Annotated in this window: 20 protein-coding genes and 1 riboswitch; of the genes, 1 reads left to right on the top strand and 19 read right to left on the bottom strand. The window is 46.7% G+C overall.

What is annotated here, in order from left to right:
- Position 1 precedes the first annotated feature (1 nt).
- The 6 genes from DHAF_RS07075 to DHAF_RS07055 form a co-directional block, all read right to left on the bottom strand.
- The gene (locus DHAF_RS07075) at positions 2–1,318 is read right to left on the bottom strand and encodes a phage tail sheath family protein (RefSeq protein WP_005817303.1); all 1,317 of its coding nucleotides are present in this window, start codon (positions 1,316–1,318) and stop codon (positions 2–4) included.
- Positions 1,319–1,320: 2 nt separating this feature from the next.
- Positions 1,321–1,500, bottom strand: a complete 180-nt coding sequence (locus DHAF_RS07070) for a hypothetical protein (RefSeq protein ID WP_005817305.1) — start codon at positions 1,498–1,500, stop codon at positions 1,321–1,323.
- A complete protein-coding gene (locus DHAF_RS07065; protein WP_005817307.1) occupies positions 1,493–1,960 on the bottom strand; it encodes a phage tail terminator family protein in 468 nt (155 codons plus the stop codon). The genes DHAF_RS07070 and DHAF_RS07065 overlap by 8 nt, the downstream gene beginning before the upstream one ends.
- A gap of 20 nt (positions 1,961–1,980) precedes the next feature.
- A complete protein-coding gene (locus DHAF_RS26030; RefSeq protein WP_005817309.1) occupies positions 1,981–2,142 on the bottom strand; it encodes a hypothetical protein in 162 nt (53 codons plus the stop codon).
- A gap of 200 nt (positions 2,143–2,342) precedes the next feature.
- Positions 2,343–2,771 carry a transcriptional regulator gene (locus DHAF_RS07060; protein ID WP_015943413.1) on the bottom strand — a complete coding sequence of 143 codons (429 nt, stop codon included), beginning with the start codon at positions 2,769–2,771 and terminating at the stop codon, positions 2,343–2,345.
- A gap of 123 nt (positions 2,772–2,894) precedes the next feature.
- Positions 2,895–3,155: a DUF5405 family protein gene (locus tag DHAF_RS07055; RefSeq protein ID WP_005817313.1), complete on the bottom strand. Its 261-nt coding sequence runs from the start codon at positions 3,153–3,155 to the stop codon at positions 2,895–2,897.
- Between the two features lie 717 nt (positions 3,156–3,872).
- Between DHAF_RS07055 and DHAF_RS07050 the strand changes: the two genes are divergently transcribed.
- Positions 3,873–4,214, top strand: coding sequence for a helix-turn-helix domain-containing protein (locus DHAF_RS07050; RefSeq protein WP_005817315.1), 342 nt, complete (start codon positions 3,873–3,875; stop codon positions 4,212–4,214).
- 144 nt (positions 4,215–4,358) lie between these two features.
- Here DHAF_RS07050 and groL read toward each other — a convergent pair whose 3' ends face one another.
- The 13 genes from groL to DHAF_RS06980 all read right to left on the bottom strand — a co-directional run bounded on the left by groL (position 4,359) and on the right by DHAF_RS06980 (position 18,143).
- Positions 4,359–5,993: a chaperonin GroEL gene (groL, locus tag DHAF_RS07045; protein WP_015943412.1), complete on the bottom strand. Its 1,635-nt coding sequence runs from the start codon at positions 5,991–5,993 to the stop codon at positions 4,359–4,361.
- 99 nt (positions 5,994–6,092) lie between these two features.
- Complete coding sequence (gene groES, locus DHAF_RS07040) at positions 6,093–6,377, bottom strand: co-chaperone GroES (protein ID WP_005817319.1); 285 nt, start codon at positions 6,375–6,377, stop codon at positions 6,093–6,095.
- Positions 6,378–6,776: 399 nt separating this feature from the next.
- Positions 6,777–7,601, bottom strand: coding sequence for an NYN domain-containing protein (locus DHAF_RS07035; protein ID WP_018306448.1), 825 nt, complete (start codon positions 7,599–7,601; stop codon positions 6,777–6,779).
- Positions 7,602–7,726: 125 nt separating this feature from the next.
- Positions 7,727–8,227 (bottom strand): MogA/MoaB family molybdenum cofactor biosynthesis protein, encoded by a 501-nt coding sequence (locus tag DHAF_RS07030; protein ID WP_015943410.1) that lies wholly within the window; start codon positions 8,225–8,227, stop codon positions 7,727–7,729.
- On the bottom strand, positions 8,227–8,661 hold the full coding sequence (locus DHAF_RS07025) for an MOSC domain-containing protein (RefSeq protein WP_015943409.1): 435 nt from the start codon (positions 8,659–8,661) through the stop codon (positions 8,227–8,229). The genes DHAF_RS07030 and DHAF_RS07025 overlap by 1 nt, the downstream gene beginning before the upstream one ends.
- Before the next feature lie 43 nt (positions 8,662–8,704).
- Positions 8,705–9,196, bottom strand: a complete 492-nt coding sequence (gene moaC, locus DHAF_RS07020; protein WP_015943408.1) for a cyclic pyranopterin monophosphate synthase MoaC — start codon at positions 9,194–9,196, stop codon at positions 8,705–8,707.
- A gap of 2 nt (positions 9,197–9,198) precedes the next feature.
- Positions 9,199–10,170: a GTP 3',8-cyclase MoaA gene (gene moaA / locus DHAF_RS07015; RefSeq protein WP_015943407.1), complete on the bottom strand. Its 972-nt coding sequence runs from the start codon at positions 10,168–10,170 to the stop codon at positions 9,199–9,201.
- 72 nt (positions 10,171–10,242) lie between these two features.
- Positions 10,243–10,369: riboswitch (molybdenum cofactor riboswitch) on the bottom strand.
- A gap of 200 nt (positions 10,370–10,569) precedes the next feature.
- Positions 10,570–11,193, bottom strand: a complete 624-nt coding sequence (gene mobA, locus DHAF_RS07010; RefSeq protein WP_005817332.1) for a molybdenum cofactor guanylyltransferase — start codon at positions 11,191–11,193, stop codon at positions 10,570–10,572.
- 262 nt (positions 11,194–11,455) lie between these two features.
- Positions 11,456–14,137, bottom strand: a complete 2,682-nt coding sequence (fdhF, locus tag DHAF_RS24985) for a formate dehydrogenase subunit alpha (RefSeq protein WP_015943406.1) — start codon at positions 14,135–14,137, stop codon at positions 11,456–11,458.
- Positions 14,138–14,154: 17 nt separating this feature from the next.
- The gene (gene nuoF / locus DHAF_RS06995) at positions 14,155–15,948 is read right to left on the bottom strand and encodes an NADH-quinone oxidoreductase subunit NuoF (protein ID WP_015943405.1); all 1,794 of its coding nucleotides are present in this window, start codon (positions 15,946–15,948) and stop codon (positions 14,155–14,157) included.
- A gap of 11 nt (positions 15,949–15,959) precedes the next feature.
- Positions 15,960–16,442, bottom strand: a complete 483-nt coding sequence (gene nuoE, locus DHAF_RS06990) for an NADH-quinone oxidoreductase subunit NuoE (RefSeq protein WP_015943404.1) — start codon at positions 16,440–16,442, stop codon at positions 15,960–15,962.
- A gap of 28 nt (positions 16,443–16,470) precedes the next feature.
- The gene (locus DHAF_RS06985; protein ID WP_005817342.1) at positions 16,471–17,073 is read right to left on the bottom strand and encodes a 5-formyltetrahydrofolate cyclo-ligase; all 603 of its coding nucleotides are present in this window, start codon (positions 17,071–17,073) and stop codon (positions 16,471–16,473) included.
- Positions 17,074–17,216: 143 nt separating this feature from the next.
- The gene (locus tag DHAF_RS06980) at positions 17,217–18,143 is read right to left on the bottom strand and encodes a LysO family transporter (protein ID WP_005817344.1); all 927 of its coding nucleotides are present in this window, start codon (positions 18,141–18,143) and stop codon (positions 17,217–17,219) included.
- Positions 18,144–18,193: the final 50 nt, after the last annotated feature.

The following is an 18,193-nucleotide window of genomic DNA, read 5'->3' as shown; positions in this document are numbered from 1 at the left end:
TCTATTTAATCCGCACACGAACATAAATCTTTTCAATGCTGTCTACCGGCCATGCGTAAGCCTCAATATAGACCGCATCCACATCATTTCCGGACTGGACAGTTAGATCAGTCTGACCATCAAAATTCTTAATTGCGTCAATATCCTGCAAAGTGTTCATGTAGTTAATGCACTCTGATTTCAACAGGTTCCGTCCATCTGCATTATTGGACACCTTACCGATATAGAACTTAGAAAAAATCCGCACAAAATCATTGTTGATTCCATCCAAGACCCTGATCACCCGGTTCTTGGCAAACTGTTTTCCTTTATCCGCCGTGAAACTAGTCAGTGTATTAATGTCCTGTTCCACCAGCGCCTGGTTGTCACTGGCGGTAAATAAAAATTCCCCCGCCTGCAAAGCCGCGATGATCTGTGCATTGGTATATCGGGGGGCCACATCAACAGCCTCATCATAGCCCTGGTAAGTGAGGGATTCGTTCACCCGTGCCCCTGCCGTGGCACCGGCTACCCACGCTGTCGCCTGAGCGGCCGTCAAGATAGTTCCATCAGCGAGTACCACACCGTTTTTAACACTAATCACACCCTCATAATCAGCCGCCGGATAGTTTTCGAGAACGACCTGGATCTTCTTCCCTTCGTCATCCCGGAGCCGTTTGGCAAAGGCAGTGAAAGTGGCTTTGAGCGCATCATCCGTGCTGGGAAGTGCGATAGTGTTAAAGTCGAAGATCTCCACAGCAGCCAGATAATCGATATAAGCCTGATTGGTTACGGCTCCGTCGGAGCCGTTGATCAGTGGAGCGCCTGCTGTTTCCGTTAAGGCACCGGTACCGGAAAAGATGACCCAATCATTTGCAGCAAGGCCGGCGATATCAGACACAGTTTGCTTATCGAGCTCGGCTCCATCCACTAAGGTGGACACATCAAACTTTGTCTCATCATCAATATTTTCCTGGATAACAAGGGTAATGTCGTTACCACGGGCTCCACCCCACTTGGCCGTTACCGTCAAGTTTCCGACCGTCACCGCCGCCTTCGTGCCGGCGTTCAACCGGTAGAGGAGCAACGTCTTGGCCCGTTTCAAAGCCTCATTGATCAAGCGTAATTGGGCATCCATAATGGAGTACCCCAATTTTGGGAATACATCGTCACCGGCTTCGATGGTGATCATTTTACCGGGTTCACCCCAGCTCAGAATCAGGGGCATGGATACAATCCCCCGTTCCCCCAAAGTCCCTGCCGCCTGGGGCTCAGATTTGAAATTGATATACACGCCGGGTCTCACCTTGTTTTGAGCTGTAAATGTTCCTGCTGCCATTTTTATTTAGCCTCCTTTGTTCGAAAGTCCTCAGAAATTGAGATAACCTCACTCTTGGTATAGTTGGCACCGTCCTGCAGCAAAGCCTCCAGCACATCCCTTTGCTGTGCTGTGAATTGCTTTGATTGCAGAATCTGCAGCTTTGAATAGACCTTTTCAATAAGTTCATCTTTCCTAGCCACGAATAAATCCCTCCTGTTCCATGGTCTGCATCAGTGGCTCCAGTGTCGCCTCTTTTATAACCTGGAAATTATAATCCACATAAAAATGCAGTACCCCTTCGACGATTTCATGTCCCATTTTCGTGCCTCGCATTAGTCCGTCGCTCTCATCAACCACTGGGATCAACTCCATTGCTTCGTACAGTTGCTCAGCCACATCGTGCATGTCCTGATTTTGTCTATTCCCTTCGCCTTCTCCCTCATCTACCACTACCGGGAAGTAGCCAATATCGAAAGAGTGGTTCCGCTGATATCGCCGGCCAAGAAGCTGATTCTGCGACACCGGGAAAAGCTTGACAAAAAAACAAGGCTTATCAAAGCCTTGCCGGATCTCTTCGCTATAAACAGAGATGCCGGGGAAATGTTGATGCAGTATTGTCATCACACTGTCCCGAACCCCATTGACTGTAATAGCGCTCATTGGATCACCCCCTTCGACAGTCAGTCATTCATGATTTGCCCCATTGCCCGTTTGGCCGGATACTTGGGCATCTCTTGATCCATCTCCTGCATGGAGATGTTCATCATAAATCTTCCTTCTGCCCAGCCATTTTTCTTTTCCGGCCTACATCCCGGTAAAGCCGTAGTTCTCTGATAGGCCATCCTCACCTCCTTGCTTTCCCTCTGACTGTTATCACCAAAGCCTGATTAAAGCGGCTGGTCTATAGTTCACCCAGCCGACCGAGAGGAGAGTCGCCGAAAGGAGTACTCCTATAAATAAGGAAAGGCGCCCATCTCTTGACGCCTTTCACTGATACCATAATACTACGGAAATGGTGTTAAATACTTCGCAAATTCTACACTTATATTAACCTCATCCTTAAAGCAAACTTTCTGATTATCCTTTTTTTATCTCCATAGTATTTTGTTTGCCCTATGTGCAGCTCGCCGATGATTCCAAAGTCTGTATAGCAACTCTTAAAATATTTCATCTCCACTAATCGTGCTTCCTCTTCCGACAACTCTTCTAAGACATCCTCGATGCACATCACAACATCTTTCATCCTTCTAACTCTCTGCTCATTAGCAATAACCCCTGCTACTTCATCATACGTTGGGTCACTGATCCGATTCTGTGAAAACCTCCCCGTCGGGTCTTTACCAAGTCCCGATTTAGCACCTCTATACAGCAACTCTTTATCGTATTCACCAATAAGTTTTTTATAGGTCCGATAATTCCTAAGTTCTGCCTCGACATACTGGTGAATATGCTTCTCAATTCTTTCTTCCACTGCCACTCCACTCCTTTATCTGCTCACACCTACTCTATCAACTCACTGGAACATCACGCATCCACACGATATATATTGCTGTGGTGCCCGCATGACCCATAGGGAAGGTGCTCTTCACAACGCTTAAAAATTAACAGTTCTATTTATTTCACTTCTGATTTCTTCTATTCGCTTTGCAACGTCTCTGAGGGAAGTGCAATCTGATTCCCTGATTTGACGCTTTACAAGTTCCTTAAGACAATGATTGAGATCTGAGCAATAAGCAACTGCTTTTAATTCTTTCTGCCCCTTTATCTTTTTACCGTTACTAACGGATTTTGTGTTAAGAATATATTGGTATTCATCAGAGGTGATGCAGTATTTCTCATTTATGTCGATTCGCATACTATCTCTCCACCTTTATGTCCAACTTCTCTACGCTCCGCCTGGAGAACCACTGATCCTACTTAAGTAATTCGCACCGCGACAACTTCAACTTGATTATTAATGAGCTGATGTACTGACTTGGCAAAACATGATATACTAAGCTAGAAATTATTTTTCTTCTGCCCGTTAAATCTGCCAGGACTTGCGGGCATTTTCTTTTTGTTCAGGCATTTTCATTAGCCTGGCTTCCCTTCAATAGAAATGCACACTGCATTTGACTTTTTCCTTAAGCATTGTGATCCACCTCCACCTTTTCCCTTTGGATAGTCAGGGCTTTATGGTCCCTCCCCTTACTAATATCTCAGCCCATTTGCTCTTAGGGAGATTATCCAACTTTCGAGTACGGTAAGACGTGATTGACTTAAGCCACTTCAAAGGTTTTATTCTATACAGCCTGCAACCGCTCATTCATTTCACCTCCCATCCGATCGATAATCTCTAAAATAACTACTGGCAAGGGTATCTTTAACGTTCACGCCGACGGAAAGAGTTGCAATCCTTGAAGCTTGGTTTTCTCCAAACACATTTCACTCCAACTTCATATTTCATGAACTCACAACACCACCTTACTTCATAAATTATGATGTGTCAATATCTTTTATTCATATTTCATGAATATTCATCTTGATTAAGATCATAGTTATCTATATAATCAACACAAGGGAGTGGTTATCAATGGAAGCAATTAAATTGAGGGTGGCGGAAAACCTACGCAAATATCGCGAAAGAAAAGGTATAACCCAAAAACAATTAGCCGACCATCTAGGGGTCAGAGATAATACGATATCATCATGGGAGAAAGGGACCAACTCTATCGACATCTCGACTCTTCTGAACATCTGCAATTTCCTAGAGATTAACCTGGACGATATCTATGGAATAAGTGACAAAAAAATATCCCCCGTTGAATTAACGGAGGATGAATTGGCTCTTATATCAAATTTCCGCAAGCTGTCACATGATAACAAGATGAAAGTTCTCGGAATGGTCGAATTAAAAGCTGCCGAAGACGTCTAAAAATAATAAAAAAGAGGCTTCCTGCAAGTTCAGCGAACTTATAAGAAACCTCTAAAAATTGAGACTCGTGTTAGCAAAATTGGCTATAGCCACATCGCAACACGAGTCTCACTTATTTCAGGCATTTATTTGTGGTTTAAGGCTTTACATCATGCCGCCCATTCCACCCATGCCGCCCATACCAGCCATAGCAGCCGCACCATTATCCTTTGATGGGATATCGGAAACTAAGCACTCGGTAGTAAGGAGCATAGCAGCGATGGAAGCTGCATTCTGCAGGGCAGAACGTGTCACTTTAGCGGGGTCAACGATACCGGCTGCAATCATATCTTCATATGCTTCGGTCAGAGCGTTGAATCCTACCCCACGGCCGCCATTGCGAACCTTCTCCACAACGATGGAGCCTTCAAATCCTGCATTATTGGCAATTTGACGGAGAGGTTCCTCCAAAGCACGGCATACAATAGCTACACCGGTCTTTTCGTCTCCGGTCAGCTTAAGGCTGTCAAGCGCTTTAGCAGCATCCACTAACGCGCAGCCACCACCGGCTACGATACCTTCTTCAACTGCTGCACGGGTTGCAGCTAAAGCATCTTCAATGCGGAGTTTCTTTTCTTTCATTTCAACTTCTGTTGCAGCACCTACTTGAATCACAGCAACCCCGCCGGCTAATTTAGCCAAACGCTCTTGAAGTTTTTCCCGGTCGAAATCAGAAGTCGTTTCGTCGATTTGCTTTTTAATGGCTTCCACACGGCTCTTAATATCATCTTGAGAACCGGAGCCTTCAACAATGGTGGTTTCTTCTTTAGTTACGCGAATTTGACGAGCACGGCCCAGCATATCAATCGTAGTGTTTTCCAGCTTTAAGCCAAGATCTTCGGTAATGACGGTACCACCGGTGAGGATTGCGATATCTTCCAGCATTGCCTTACGGCGATCACCGAAGCCAGGAGCTTTTACAGCAACGCAGGTAAAGGTTCCGCGGAGTTTGTTGAGAATGAGGGTAGCCAAAGCTTCCCCTTCGATATCTTCGGCAATAATCAGAAGTTGACGGCCGGCTTGAACGACTTTCTCAAGAACAGGGAGAATGTCGGCGATAGCGCCAATCTTTTTATCGGTAATTAAGATGTAAGGATCATTTAAAATAGCTTCCATCTTATCAGTATCGGTGATCATATATGCAGAGAGATAGCCCCGGTCAAATTGCATACCTTCGACAACTTTGAGCTCGGTGGTCATTCCTTTAGCTTCTTCTACGGTGATTACGCCGTCTTTGCCGACCTTTTCCATAGCATCAGAAATCAGAACGCCGATGTTGTCATCGCCGGCGGAGATAGAAGCTACTTGAGCGATGGATTCCTTGCTTTCAATGGGCTTTGCATTGGTTTTAATATCCTCGACAACAGATTCAACAGCCTTCTCAATGCCTCGCTTGATGCCCATAGGATTAGCACCGGCAGCTACATTCTTTAAGCCTTCACGGATAATCGCTTGGGCCAATACAGTTGCAGTGGTGGTTCCATCCCCTGCTACATCATTGGTTTTGGTTGCAACCTCCTTGACAAGTTGGGCCCCCATATTCTCGAATGGATCTTCCAGCTCAATTTCCCGGGCGATAGTCACACCATCATTGGTAATCAAAGGAGCGCCGAATTTTTTGTCCAAAACCACATTACGGCCTTTAGGTCCAAGAGTTACCCGGACAGACTCAGCCAGGGCATTAACACCACGCTCTAATGCGCGGCGAGCTTCTTCATTGAAAACGATTTGTTTTGCCACCTGTAAGTTCCTCCTTAAAAATCAAAATTCAAGGGTCAATAAGTAAAAAACACTGTACAATGTCAAGTTCATTAAGTGAATAAAGCAAAGAGTATTATCTTAGCCAATAACCGCTAAAATGTCAGTTTCCTTAAGAATAAGATACTCTTGACCATCATACTTTACTTCAGTACCGGCATATTTGGAATAAATCACGCGGTCACCCACTTTAACATCCAGGACGATGCGCTCTCCTTTTTCCATTTTTCCAGGTCCTACTGCAACGACTTCACCTTCTTGAGGCTTTTCTTTAGCCGTATCCGGCATGATGATTCCGCTTTTTGTCTTTTCTTCCATGGGGAGTGCTTTAATGACTACCCGATCACCTAGAGGCTTAATGTTCATTGAAGAAAGTCCCTCCTTAAGAACTCAAATATTATTTTGATATTGTTAGCACTCATTCCTATTGAGTGCTAACATCATACTATAATAATATGCAAGGTGGATGAAGAAATCAAATCCTGTCATTTGCATTTTTAAGAGATTTACAAGCGAAAACCTTCTATTTTCTCCTTATATCTTCCCCTTATTGCATCACTCTTAAATTGACAGAATCTCATAGCTTCGACTTGCATTCACTAAGCAATATATTGACCAGTCCCCGGGGGGTTTATTCATCCTTTGGACAAAAAATCATCACGGCGCCTTAGAAGAAGGGATATCCAGCCCTCCCGGCCAGATACCCCTTCTTCTCATTCTTTTATTACCCTATGCCGTGCCTGCTCAATTTTACACGGCAAACCATCAATGAGTTCTTAATTTCTCATAGCGTTTGCGAATCTCTTCGATTGCGGACCCCAGAACAACTTGAACCATAGAATGGTCAAGGTTCAAAAGATAGACCTTGGTTTTACCGATCTTTAAACTGGAATCGGCATATTCTTGTTCAAGAAGAATCCCCTCTCTTAATGCGTAGCGAATAAGCTCTTTCACTTGGGATATGGTAACTCCCAGATGATCCGACAGGGTGAGCCTCGCTTTGGTGGAAGCAATATACGTCATGCTTAGCTGAAGCTGAGCTATGATTGAGATTGCTTGTTCAAGATCCTTTTCAGGCTCATATTCCTGCGGTCGCTCCTGAGGGAGAAACTCGCCGAAAAAATCTCCGGAATCACTAAAGGCTTGAAGTTCGTGGTGCATGCTTCCCTTCACGCCGATAACTTTAACATCTTTTCCCCAGGCCCTTACTTTTCGAAGTAAAGGCAAAAAATCCCCATCCCCAGTCAACAGAAGAAACACATCAAAGGTTGCGGTACGAGTGAGCAAGATCTCCTGCGCTTCCAATATGAGCTCCACATCCGCCGCATTTCGCCTTAATCCCGTACTGGCAAAATTGTTTTTTCCGTACACATGGCGTGTATATACATGAATCTTCTCAAAGGAAGTCTGGGCACGCCAGAATTCTTCCCGATCGAAATTAGCATAGAGATAAATAGCGGATAGAACATAGTCATTTTGTTTAGCATACAGTTGAATGGATTCCATAAGGATTTCCGGAGTTAATTCATAACCTTGTTCAAAGAGTCCAGTCCATATATTTTCATAATCAATAAAAGCAATCGCCTTCAAAACAATGTCACCCCATTTCCACTTTCCCTTACTATAGAGTACGCAGGAAAAGGACAGGAGTGACAAGCAAAAAAATTTTTATATTGAATTGAACCTAAAAAACCTCAAAAACACGCTGAAGATGCCTATTGGTGAACAGGCACAGCACACTCGCTGGCCTCCCCTTTGAGGATCTGAATTCCATGGGGCAAAGCAGGGACAAGGGCTGCCCAACATTCCTTACAGGCCTTAGGCGAACCCGGCATATTGATGATTAAAGTCTGCTTGCGCAAGGCCGCCACTGCCCGGCTCAACATAGCCTTCGGAGTAATTTTGTAGCTTTCATAACGCATTACTTCAGCAATCCCGGGGACCATACGATCCGCAATAGCAGTCGTCGCCTCCGGGGTAACATCACGCAAGGAGAAACCCGTGCCACCTGTGGTCAGAATAAGGTCTAAGCCCTCTTCATCGGCCCACTTTTTCATCGTTTGGGCCAAAAGCTCCTGATCATCCGGAAGAATAGTATAGAGAACGACCTCGCCGTCGATCTCTTTCACCAGTTCCTTGAGAACAGCACCGGAAAGATCCTCTCTTTGCCCCTGAGATCCTTTATCACTGGCGGTTATAACCCCAACCCTCAGCATTACTCCATCACCTCAACACTATCTCCCACATTAATAGGGCCGCCTTCCAGAACACGGATGAAGATCCCTTCCTTGGGCATAACACAGTCCCCCGCTTGATAATAAATAGCACATCGGGTGTGACATTCTTTACCGATTTGTGTCACTTCGCCCACGCCGGTTTCACCAATCTTTAATTTTGTGCCCAGGGGCAGGCTCACCAGATCGATTCCTTCGGTGGTTAAATTCTCGGCAAAATCTCCCGGTCCCACATCAAGCCCCATATCCTGCATCTTCTTGATGCTTTCCATCGCCAGCAAGCTTACCTGACGATGCCAATCCCCGCCATGAGCATCTCCTTCGATACCAAAATTAACCTTCAGTACTCCCTCCCCTACATTTTTTTTCCGCATCCCTTTTTTCTCACTTGTACAAACTGCGATAATCTTCGCCATCATCGTTCCTCCTAATTTGTTTTAAATCATTCGAATTTATCTATTAAGTTGTGCTCTTTAAGTGATCTTCGCGAATAAAATGCCCGCTCTTGCCGCCGGTTTTCTCCATAAGCCGGATATCACTGATAACCATGGTCTTGTCGATAGCCTTGCACATATCATAAATAGTTAAGGCAGCAACACTGACAGCCGTAAGCGCTTCCATCTCAACCCCGGTTTTACCCGTGACTTTGACAATTCCTTCGATTTCTATGGTTCCGGGAGGAACAATTTCGAAATTCAGTTTTGCTCCGGTAATAGCCAGAGGATGACACATGGGAATCACATTTGAAGTTTGTTTGGCTGCCATGATTCCCGCGACCTGGGCCACCGCCAGCACATCCCCTTTGGCAATCTGTCCTGAGCGAATCCTCTCCAAAGTCTCCGCCTGCATTTCCACCTTACCCCGGGCCGTAGCCACCCGGGTCGTCTCCGCCTTAGCCGAGACATCCACCATACGTGCCCGGCCTTCTTCATCAAAATGTGTCAGTTCCATCATTATCCTCCAATCTGGGACATAATCCGTTGATCCTGCCAGGCCTGATCATTCATATGATGTTCAGCCGGCTTATTCCAAATCGCCTGGGCAAAAACATCCCTGACTTCATTATCACTCTTGTTGGAGCGAAGCACTTCACGAAAATCCACTTCTTTGGAACTGTGTAAGCACAGGCGCAGCTTCCCGTCGGGAGTCAGGCGAATTCGATTGCAAGTGCTGCAAAAATGCTTGCTGATAGCGCTGATAAAGCCCACACTGCCCTTAAAACCCTCTGAAGTGATATATTCTGCAGGACCGCCTCCTTGAATATCGTGAGTGGCTTTCAGGCCCTCTAAGCCCAGTATTGCTTTCATCTCATCGATAGATACGAAATCACTGCGTTTATCCGAGCTGATCCCGATAGGCATCAATTCGATAAAGCGAACATGAAGCGGATAGTCACGAGCTAATTCCATAAAACGGGGTAGCTCATGGCTATTGAAATCACGAACCACCACCACATTGAGTTTAACCGGATGCAGCCCTACTTCGAGAGAGCGGTGTATTCCCTGAAAGACTTTCTTAATATCCCCACCACGGGTAAGTTCCCGGAACCTATCTTCATTGAAAGTATCCAGGCTTATATTGACCCGATTGACTCCCGCCTTTTTCAGATCTTCCGCCATGTCCGCAAGAAGTATCCCATTGGTGGTCAGCATCAAATCTTCCACTCCTGGAATTTGCGAGGCATTCTGCAAAAATTCCAGGACTCCGGACCTGATTAAGGGTTCCCCGCCGGTGATGCGGAACCGTCTAAAGCCCAATGTGGTGCTAATGCGCATGACACGCAATATTTCCTCATAGGTTAAGATGCGCTCATGAGGAATCCATTGAACTCCTTCAGCGGGCATGCAATATTTACATCGTAAATTGCAGCGATCTGTAATGGAAATCCTCAGGTATTCGATCTGGCGCCGATATTGATCTTGCATAGATTCCCCTCACCTTCACGTTCATTATTCCACAAAATAAATAAGCCCCACGGTCTGTAAAACCGCGGAGCTCCCGCATACCCTACAGACTCCTTTCCAAATGGGAGGCATTACTGTTTCCAATAATACCCGGTGCAGAATGCACGACTGGTAAACCATAGCTAACTTTAGGTTTCCAGTTTCGGAGCACATAAACATATTCTATTTGCTGATTATTCCATGTTTCAAAATAATTATAGCAGAATGAATGTAACTACTTGTAGTATACACCATTTTGGAGATTGCCAAAAGAGTTCAAAGCAATAATATTTCTTAATCCTTATTAATATTTCTTAATATATTCCAGATAAATAACATTTTTTCCATTAAAAATAATAAAAAATGTTCTTTTTTACAGCATTAAATACTATGACTATTGTGTTGCCGCAGCTCCAGGCACTCCTGAGGGGTATTCATATTGCTTAAAAAAAGATGTATTGCGGGAAAATCCCGGAAATCCTTCTCCCTTAGATAACGCACTCTGCTGTATTGCTGAACAAGTTTTGTCAGTTTAAGATGCTTTGCCTTTAAGCTCTCGGCAAGCAAGGGGAGGCAATTCTTGTGGTAAAAAGCATGAAGAGGGTGAACTACACCCTCAATCTCGGGGACTAGAATACTCTCGCCTTCAATTTCTCCAGCCATAAATCGAATCACCTTTGTATTCAAAAAAGGCATATCGCAAGCAGCAAAAAAGGCATGATCATAGCGGGCTTCCCGCAAGCATGCTTCCAATCCACCTAACGGCCCATGATCCGGATAATTATCCTTGATCACCTTTACTCCATAGTCAGCGTAAAGCTCCGGATGATTGCTGCTAATCATCACTTCCGCAAAAACCGCATTGAAGACAGCTAAGCTGTGTTCGATGAGCGGTGCCCCATCCCATTCAATAAAAGCCTTGTTGCAACCCATGCGGGAACTTTTCCCACCGGCCAGAATAATCCCGGTCATCGGCAGAAGGGTTTGTCCATAATCAGCACCCATATCCTATGTCTCCCTTGTCTCTATCAACGTTTAAACTTTCGTCTTATATTGTAACATAGATAGAGAAAACATGCCTAGGGTAGAGCTGTAGAAGGGTTTTATCTCATTGTTGCCTTTGTTCTGTAACAAAACGAGAGTGCCTCACGCTATATACTGGATATAGCCAGACACTCTCCTATTCTTATCCACTCCGCGGATAAGTCAACTACGCCTCAGATAGAGTCGACACTCCACCTGAGGCGAGTTTTCTTTATTGCTTAAATTACTTCAGAGCCTCCACCCGTACACCACAGACCTTATATTCGTAGGTCTTGGTTACTTTATCATACGCCCCATTGGTTAAGACATTGGTCGGTGACTCCCTATAGTGCAGGGTCATAAAGAGCACCCCTGGCGGAACTCGTTTGGTTACCCAAACCTTGGTCACTACCTCACCGCGGCGGGAAACTACCTTGATTTTCTCACCATCCTGAATCCCCAATCGCCGGGCGTCCTTAGGATTAAGCTCAGCCAATTCCTCGGGGGCATGCTCATCCAGCGCCGCCGAGAAACGGGTGGAGATGTTATAATGCTGCAGCTTGCGGCCCGTGGTCAGCAGGAATGGGTACTCTTCATCGGGCAGCTCATCCGGCAGTTGATGCTCAATCACCGTAAACACGCCTTTGCCGCGGGTAAATTTCCCTTGGTGCAGGAACTTCGTGCCCGGATGTTCGGCATGAGGAACCGGCCATTGCAGGCCTTTTTTGCCCAGACGCTCATAGGTAACTCCGGCAAACTGCGGTGCCAGGGAGGCAACCTCCAGCATGATCTCTGCAGGCGATGGGTAAGCCATCGGGTACCCCATCCGGTTGGAAAGCTCGCAGATGATTTCCCAGTCCGCCTTCGTATTGGCGATAGGCTTAATCGCCCGGTTAACCCGTTGCACCCGACGCTCGGTATTGGTGAAAGTACCGTCCTTTTCCGCAAAGCTGGCCCCCGGTAAAATAACATCGGCCAATTCGGCAGTCTCAGACATAAAGATGTTCTGAACAACCAGAAAGTCCAAGGCCTTCAGGCCTTTACGCACATGATTGGCGTCGGCATCGGTCAGCACAGGATCTTCGCCCATGATATACATGGCCCGCAATTCCTTCTTGACTGCTGAATCAAACATATCCGGAATCATGAAGCCCTGATTGGGATTAAGGGAAACTCCCCAGGCCTCTTCAAACTTAGCCCGTGCCTCTGGGTTGGTAACACTCTGATAGCCGGGATAAACATTGGGCAGAGCTCCCATGTCGCAGGCTCCCTGCACATTGTTCTGCCCCCGCAGCGGGTTGACCCCGGAGCTTTCTTTGCCGATATTTCCGGTCAGCATGGCCAGATTGGCCAGGGACATAACATTATCCGTACCACAAACATGTTCCGTGATTCCCAGGGTGTAGAAAATCTGAGCTCGCTCCACACTGGTGTAGAGACGGGCAGCTTCTGCCATCAGCTCCACGGGAACTCCAGTGATTTTGCTGACTTCTTCCGGCGGGAATTTCTTGAGATTTTCCCTGAGTTCTTGATAGCCTTCGGTTCGCTCCTCAATAAAAGCGCGATCCTCCCAGCCGTTCTCGACAATGATGTTCATGATCCCGTTGATCAGGGCAATATCCGTACCTGGTTTCAATCTCATCCAGATATGAGCATCCCTGGCCAGTTCGATCTCCCGCGGATCAGCTACAATAAGCTTGGCTCCCCGGGCCAGAGCCTGCTTCATCTTGGTGCCGATAATCGGATGAGCTTCTGTAGTATTGGAACCAATCACAAACATGACTTCGGCATTAGGGATTTCGTTGATAGAATTAGTCATCGCTCCTGAACCAAATGAAGTGGCAAGACCTGCCACAGTGGGAGCGTGTCAGGTACGGGCGCAGTGATCAACATTATTGGTTCCGATCACTGCGCGCATAAATTTTTGCATCAGGTAATTTTCTTCATTGGTACAGCGGGCTGAACTGAGTGCTGCAAAAGAATCTGGCCCATAATCCTCTTTAATCTGGGAGAACTTTGCGGCAATTAAATCAAGGGCTTCATCCCAGCCTGCCGGGACGAATTCTCCATCCTTTTTAATCAAGGGAGTGGTCAGGCGCTGAGGGCTGTGGATCAAATCCATGCCAAAACGGCCCTTGACACAAAGGGCTTTACCGTTCACCGGTGACTCCGGATTGGAGGTTACCCCGATCACTTTGCCATTGCTGACATTCAGGTCAAAATTACAGCCTGTGCCGCAGAAAGGGCAGGTGGTCTGTACTTTTTCGATGTTCCAGGCCCGAGCCTGGCCGACCATCTTTTTCTCCACCAAGGCTCCCACTGGGCAAACCGAAACACAGGAACCGCAGAAAACGCATTCCGATTCACTATAAGGAACATCAAAGGCCGGTCCCACCTGGGAGTCAAACCCCCGTTTAAAGAAATCCAACACACTTCGCCCCTGAATCTCTTCACAGGCCCGCACACATTTGCCGCAGAGAATGCATTTATTCGGATCTCTGAGAATAAAGGGGTTGCTGTCATCAAGGGGCAGCTCACGCCGTTCTCCCCGGTAATCTTCGCCAGTCACACCATATTCATAGGCATACTGAGCCAGCGCACAGTCTCCCATTTTCTGACAGGTCATGCAATCCAAAGGGTGGTTCGCCACTAAGAGCTCCAGAATCACCTTGCGGGACTTGCGCACCTTTGGTGTCTGGGTCTTCACAACCATCCCCTGGGTCACCTGGGTAACGCAGGAAGGCGGCAGATTGCGCATACCTGCGATCTCAACAATACAGAGACGGCAAGCTCCGGCATTGGTGAGTTCCGGATCCTGGCAAAGGGTTGGAATCGGAATATCGTACATACGGCATGCTTCCAAGACCGTGCTCCCTTTGGGTACGACAACTTCTTTTTCGTCAATAGTTAAGTTAAGCCATTCCACTAAATCCACTCCTCCTTCTAGGCCCGGATAACCGCGCCAAATTTGCAGGAATCCATACAACTTCCACAGCGGATACATCTTTCCCCATCGATCACATAGGGGGTATTCTTATTGCCGCTGATACAGTTAGCCGGGCAATTTCTGGCACATAGTCCGCATTTTTTGCATTTTTCGGCATCGATAGAGTAGGTCAGAAGTTCACTGCAGACTCCGGCCCGGCATTTTTTGGCGTGGATATGCTCTTCAAATTCTTCCCGGAAATACTTTAAGGTAGCCAGGATAGGGTTGGGCGCATTCTGACCTAAGCCGCACAGTGAAGTTTCCTTAACTGTATAGGCCAGGGTTTCCAGTTTTTCAATATCATCCTCCCGGCCTTCACCACGGGTGATGCGATCGAGAATCTCCCACATCCGTTTATTCCCTTCACGGCAGGGGGTACATTTTCCGCAGGACTCACTCTGGGAAAAGTTCAGAAAAAAGCGGGCAATATCCACCATACAAGTGGTTTCGTCCATAATAACCAGACCACCGGAACCTACCATAGCACCGGCCTTAGTTAAGGTATCATAATCTACAGGAAGATCCAGCATATCTTCCGGCAGGCACCCCCCTGAGGGACCGCCGATCTGGACTGCCTTGAACTTTCCACCATCTTTAATGCCGCCGCCGATATCAAAGATAATATCTCTTAAGGGCATTCCCATGGGGACTTCAACCAGCCCTGTGTTATTAACCTTACCTGTTAGCGCAAAAATTTTGGTCCCCTTGCTCTTCTCCGTTCCGTACTGGGCATACCATTGGGCTCCGTTTCTCAAGATATGAGGAATATTGGACCAGGTCTCAACATTATTGATATTGGTAGGCTTACCCCATAATCCGCTTTGGGCCGGGAAAGGAGGCCGCACACGGGGCATGCCGCGTTTGCCCTCGATAGATGCCATCAAAGCGGTTTCCTCACCGCAGACAAAGGCTCCGGCTCCGGCGTTGATTTTCAAATGAAAATTAAATCCGGAACCCAGGATGTTATTCCCTAAGAATCCCGCTTCTTCGGCTTGTTTGATGGCAATTTGCAGGTTCTTGATCGCCAGAGGGTACTCTGCTCGACAATAAACATAGCCCTCATCAGCACCAATGGCATAAGCGCCGATCAGCATACCTTCAATGATCGCGTGAGGATCTCCCTCGAGAAGACCGCGATCCATAAACGCACCCGGATCTCCTTCGTCAGCGTTGCAAATCACATATTTTTTATCGGATGGGGTAGCCCTGCATAAGCTCCATTTCAGACCGGTTGAGAAACCGGCCCCTCCCCGGCCACGCAAGCCGGATTCCTTGACCTCTTCGACAATGGCCTCCGGGTCCATCGTAAGGGCTTTTTTCAAGCCTTCATAGCCTTTGTGAGCCAGATAGTCATCGAGCTTGGTGGGATCGATAAATCCACAATTTTTAAGAGCAATACGAGTTTGCTTAGCAAAAAAACTAATATCCTCATAACTTAAAGCAGGTTCCCCCGACTGGGGATCCACATAGAACAGGCGCTCCACTTTTTCCCCTTGAGCTAATTCCTTCTCTACCAGCTCCGGAATATCTTCCGGCTGAATTCTCCGGTAGAATCTTTGCGCAGGTTCAATAACTAAAGTCGGCCCTTGCTCACAAAAACCACGGCAACCCGTGGCAATGAGCTCCACATCTTTTGCTAACCCTCGACGTTCTATCTCCACGTTAATTAAGTCGATGATTGTATTAGCTCCTGAAGAGATACAGCCTGTACCTGCACAGATAAAAACCTGTTTTTTAGCTTCTGTGTTCATCCCTATTCCCCCTACTTATACTCTGCCAGGATTCCTGGGATTTGATCTGCATTCAATCTTCCGTGGACATTCCCATTAATGGACATAACGGGAGCTAATCCACAGGCCCCAATACAGTTGACGATCTCTAAAGTAAAGCGCCCGTCTTCCGTGGTCTGCCCATCCTTAATCTTTGTATCCTTCTCTATGGCTTCCAGAACTTTAGCGCCTCCTCGAACATGGCAGGCCGTGCCTAAGCAGACACTAATCACATTGCGCCCCATAGGGGTAAGGCGGAATTGAGCATAAAATGTAACAACTCCATAAACCTTAGCTGAAGGTATGCCCAGCCCCCTGCTGATGTGCTTGATCACATGTTCAGGCAAATACCCATAAAGCCCTTGCGCTTCCTGCAAAACAGGAATAAGCGCCCCTTTCTCCCGCTTATGATGAGCTAATATCTGCTCCAATTGCTCCTCTTTAGGATCAACTAACTCTTTACACTCCTCACACAAAATAGTTCTCCTCCCTTTTCCACTAAATTCAAAGCGTTTCCTTAAAACGCATGGCACCCTGTTCAGTGATCAACATATCTACCTTCTTATCGTAAACTTCAACGGGGATTCTGTCCACAATTTGGCAGTGAAAAGCGAGAGCAATCTTAGGCGTCCCTTCTCTCACCCTTTCGAAAAACCGATCATAATATCCGCCCCCATAGCCAAGGCGATTTCCCTGCCCATCAAAGGCGGCCCCAGGAACAAAGATACCGTCGATCTCCAAAGGATCTACCTCAGTGAGTTCTTGCTTTTTGGGCTCACGGATCCCCCACATTCCCGACTCAATATCTTTTGCCAAATCTCCGATAAGTGCCGGTATAAGCACCCCTTTAGGGGCACATCGCGGCAATACCAACCGCTTCCCCAAGTCCAGGACCTTCTGGGCTAGCTCAGTCGTCTCTACCTCATCACGGAAATTCATAAACAGCATGATAGTGCCTGCTTCCTGAAACTCACGGGTCTGAGTCACGATAGCCCGAATCCTTTGGCTTTTAGAAGCCCGTTCTTCCGGTGTCAACGCTGATCGCAGGGACAGTACATGTTCCCGCAATAACCGCTTCTCCTCAGACACCTTTCCATCCTCCTTCATATCCCCTGCTAAAACAAAAGCAGCTCTTCCATTTTATCGAAAATTCAGTCAATCCTACTAATGGATTCGTCAAAGATTAAAATATTCCTTCTCCAAACTTCGATAAAAATACTTTAACTGCTCACTATGCTTGCTAATTAAGGTTAACCCAAAACCAAAGGCACCAAAACAGGAACTAAAAGAGATAAAGAAAGACCGCTTATGATAGCTACTATACTGACACCTTTAGGTCCCACCGCCACCAAGAGAGGAAGTGTGGAGTCCATAGCTGTTGCCCCACTGGGAGCAACAAGAGCCAGCGGCCCAACTCTCCTGGCTAAAAAGGGGGCAAATATTATGGCTAAAACCTCTCTGAATATATTGCTCAAAAAAGCAATTGTACCCAAGGAGACTGAATGAAGGTCAGAGATCAAAACACCGGATAAGCTGTACCACCCAAACCCGGCACCAACTGCTCCCCCTTCGCGAAGGTTCCATCCAAAGCATAAACCTACCAGCATAGCCGCCGCAATACTGCCGAGCACCACACCCACAGGTGCTAAAAACACCTGCCAACCGACTTTGAGCATATGTCTCCAAATATCGCGATTCAACCCTAAATCAATACCTACCATAACCAAAGTAAAATCAAGGGCTAAGGTCGTAATGGTGGGCAAATATACCGTCCATACCTGAGGAAAAAAAATCATCCCTCCGAAAACTCCTGCGATAAACGCTCCAATAATTGTAAACGTCATACGGTAGGGATGAGTCGTCTCGGTGCTATCGACTTCCAGCTTATCCTGCTGTGGAACCATGCCCGCTTTCCCGATGAAAGCTCTTTCCAACAGCAGAACAGCCACTACACTTCCTATAATTGCCGCAACGGCAAATAGAAAGGCCTGCAACCCAAAGTTCCCCAGCTGGGAGAGAGTGTCCTGATCAACGCCAATACGCAAACCCATGGTTAATAAGAGAATCAATACCCCGATCATCATCCCCCGCCCCGCTTGATTCAAGACAGCCTTAGGCAATAAACGAAACCATCCCACAAAAGCTCCTGCTATGAGGCATACAAATAAAACCCACATGTTCGTTCTCCGTTCTTATAAATAAAATAAACCAGTAAAGCTTCCAATCA

The sequence above is a fragment of the Desulfitobacterium hafniense DCB-2 genome, assembly GCF_000021925.1.
In the GTDB taxonomy this organism is placed as follows: Bacteria; Bacillota; Desulfitobacteriia; order Desulfitobacteriales; family Desulfitobacteriaceae; genus Desulfitobacterium; species Desulfitobacterium hafniense.
Note: the sequence above shows the minus strand (reverse complement) of the source record. Positions and strands in the feature narration are given on the sequence as shown.

What these genes read in the sequence shown, in the direction of transcription:
- DHAF_RS07030 (WP_015943410.1), bottom strand. Translation starts at nt 8,227, where the DNA reads ATGCTGAGGGTTGGGGTTATAACCGCCAGTGATAAAGGATCTCAGGGG.
- DHAF_RS07075 (WP_005817303.1), bottom strand. Translation starts at nt 1,318, where the DNA reads ATGGCAGCAGGAACATTTACAGCTCAAAACAAGGTGAGACCCGGCGTG.
- groES (WP_005817319.1), bottom strand. Translation starts at nt 6,377, where the DNA reads ATGAACATTAAGCCTCTAGGTGATCGGGTAGTCATTAAAGCACTCCCC.
- moaA (WP_015943407.1), bottom strand. Translation starts at nt 10,170, where the DNA reads ATGCAAGATCAATATCGGCGCCAGATCGAATACCTGAGGATTTCCATT.
- moaC (WP_015943408.1), bottom strand. Translation starts at nt 9,196, where the DNA reads ATGGAACTGACACATTTTGATGAAGAAGGCCGGGCACGTATGGTGGAT.
- nuoF (WP_015943405.1), bottom strand. Translation starts at nt 15,948, where the DNA reads ATGAACACAGAAGCTAAAAAACAGGTTTTTATCTGTGCAGGTACAGGC.
- mobA (WP_005817332.1), bottom strand. Translation starts at nt 11,193, where the DNA reads ATGGGTGCTGATTATGGACAAACCCTTCTGCCGATGACCGGGATTATT.
- DHAF_RS06985 (WP_005817342.1), bottom strand. Translation starts at nt 17,073, where the DNA reads ATGAAGGAGGATGGAAAGGTGTCTGAGGAGAAGCGGTTATTGCGGGAA.
- DHAF_RS07055 (WP_005817313.1), bottom strand. Translation starts at nt 3,155, where the DNA reads ATGCGAATCGACATAAATGAGAAATACTGCATCACCTCTGATGAATAC.
- DHAF_RS26030 (WP_005817309.1), bottom strand. Translation starts at nt 2,142, where the DNA reads ATGGCCTATCAGAGAACTACGGCTTTACCGGGATGTAGGCCGGAAAAG.
- DHAF_RS07025 (WP_015943409.1), bottom strand. Translation starts at nt 8,661, where the DNA reads ATGGCGAAGATTATCGCAGTTTGTACAAGTGAGAAAAAAGGGATGCGG.
- DHAF_RS07050 (WP_005817315.1), top strand. Translation starts at nt 3,873, where the DNA reads ATGGAAGCAATTAAATTGAGGGTGGCGGAAAACCTACGCAAATATCGC.
- DHAF_RS07065 (WP_005817307.1), bottom strand. Translation starts at nt 1,960, where the DNA reads ATGAGCGCTATTACAGTCAATGGGGTTCGGGACAGTGTGATGACAATA.
- DHAF_RS06980 (WP_005817344.1), bottom strand. Translation starts at nt 18,143, where the DNA reads ATGTGGGTTTTATTTGTATGCCTCATAGCAGGAGCTTTTGTGGGATGG.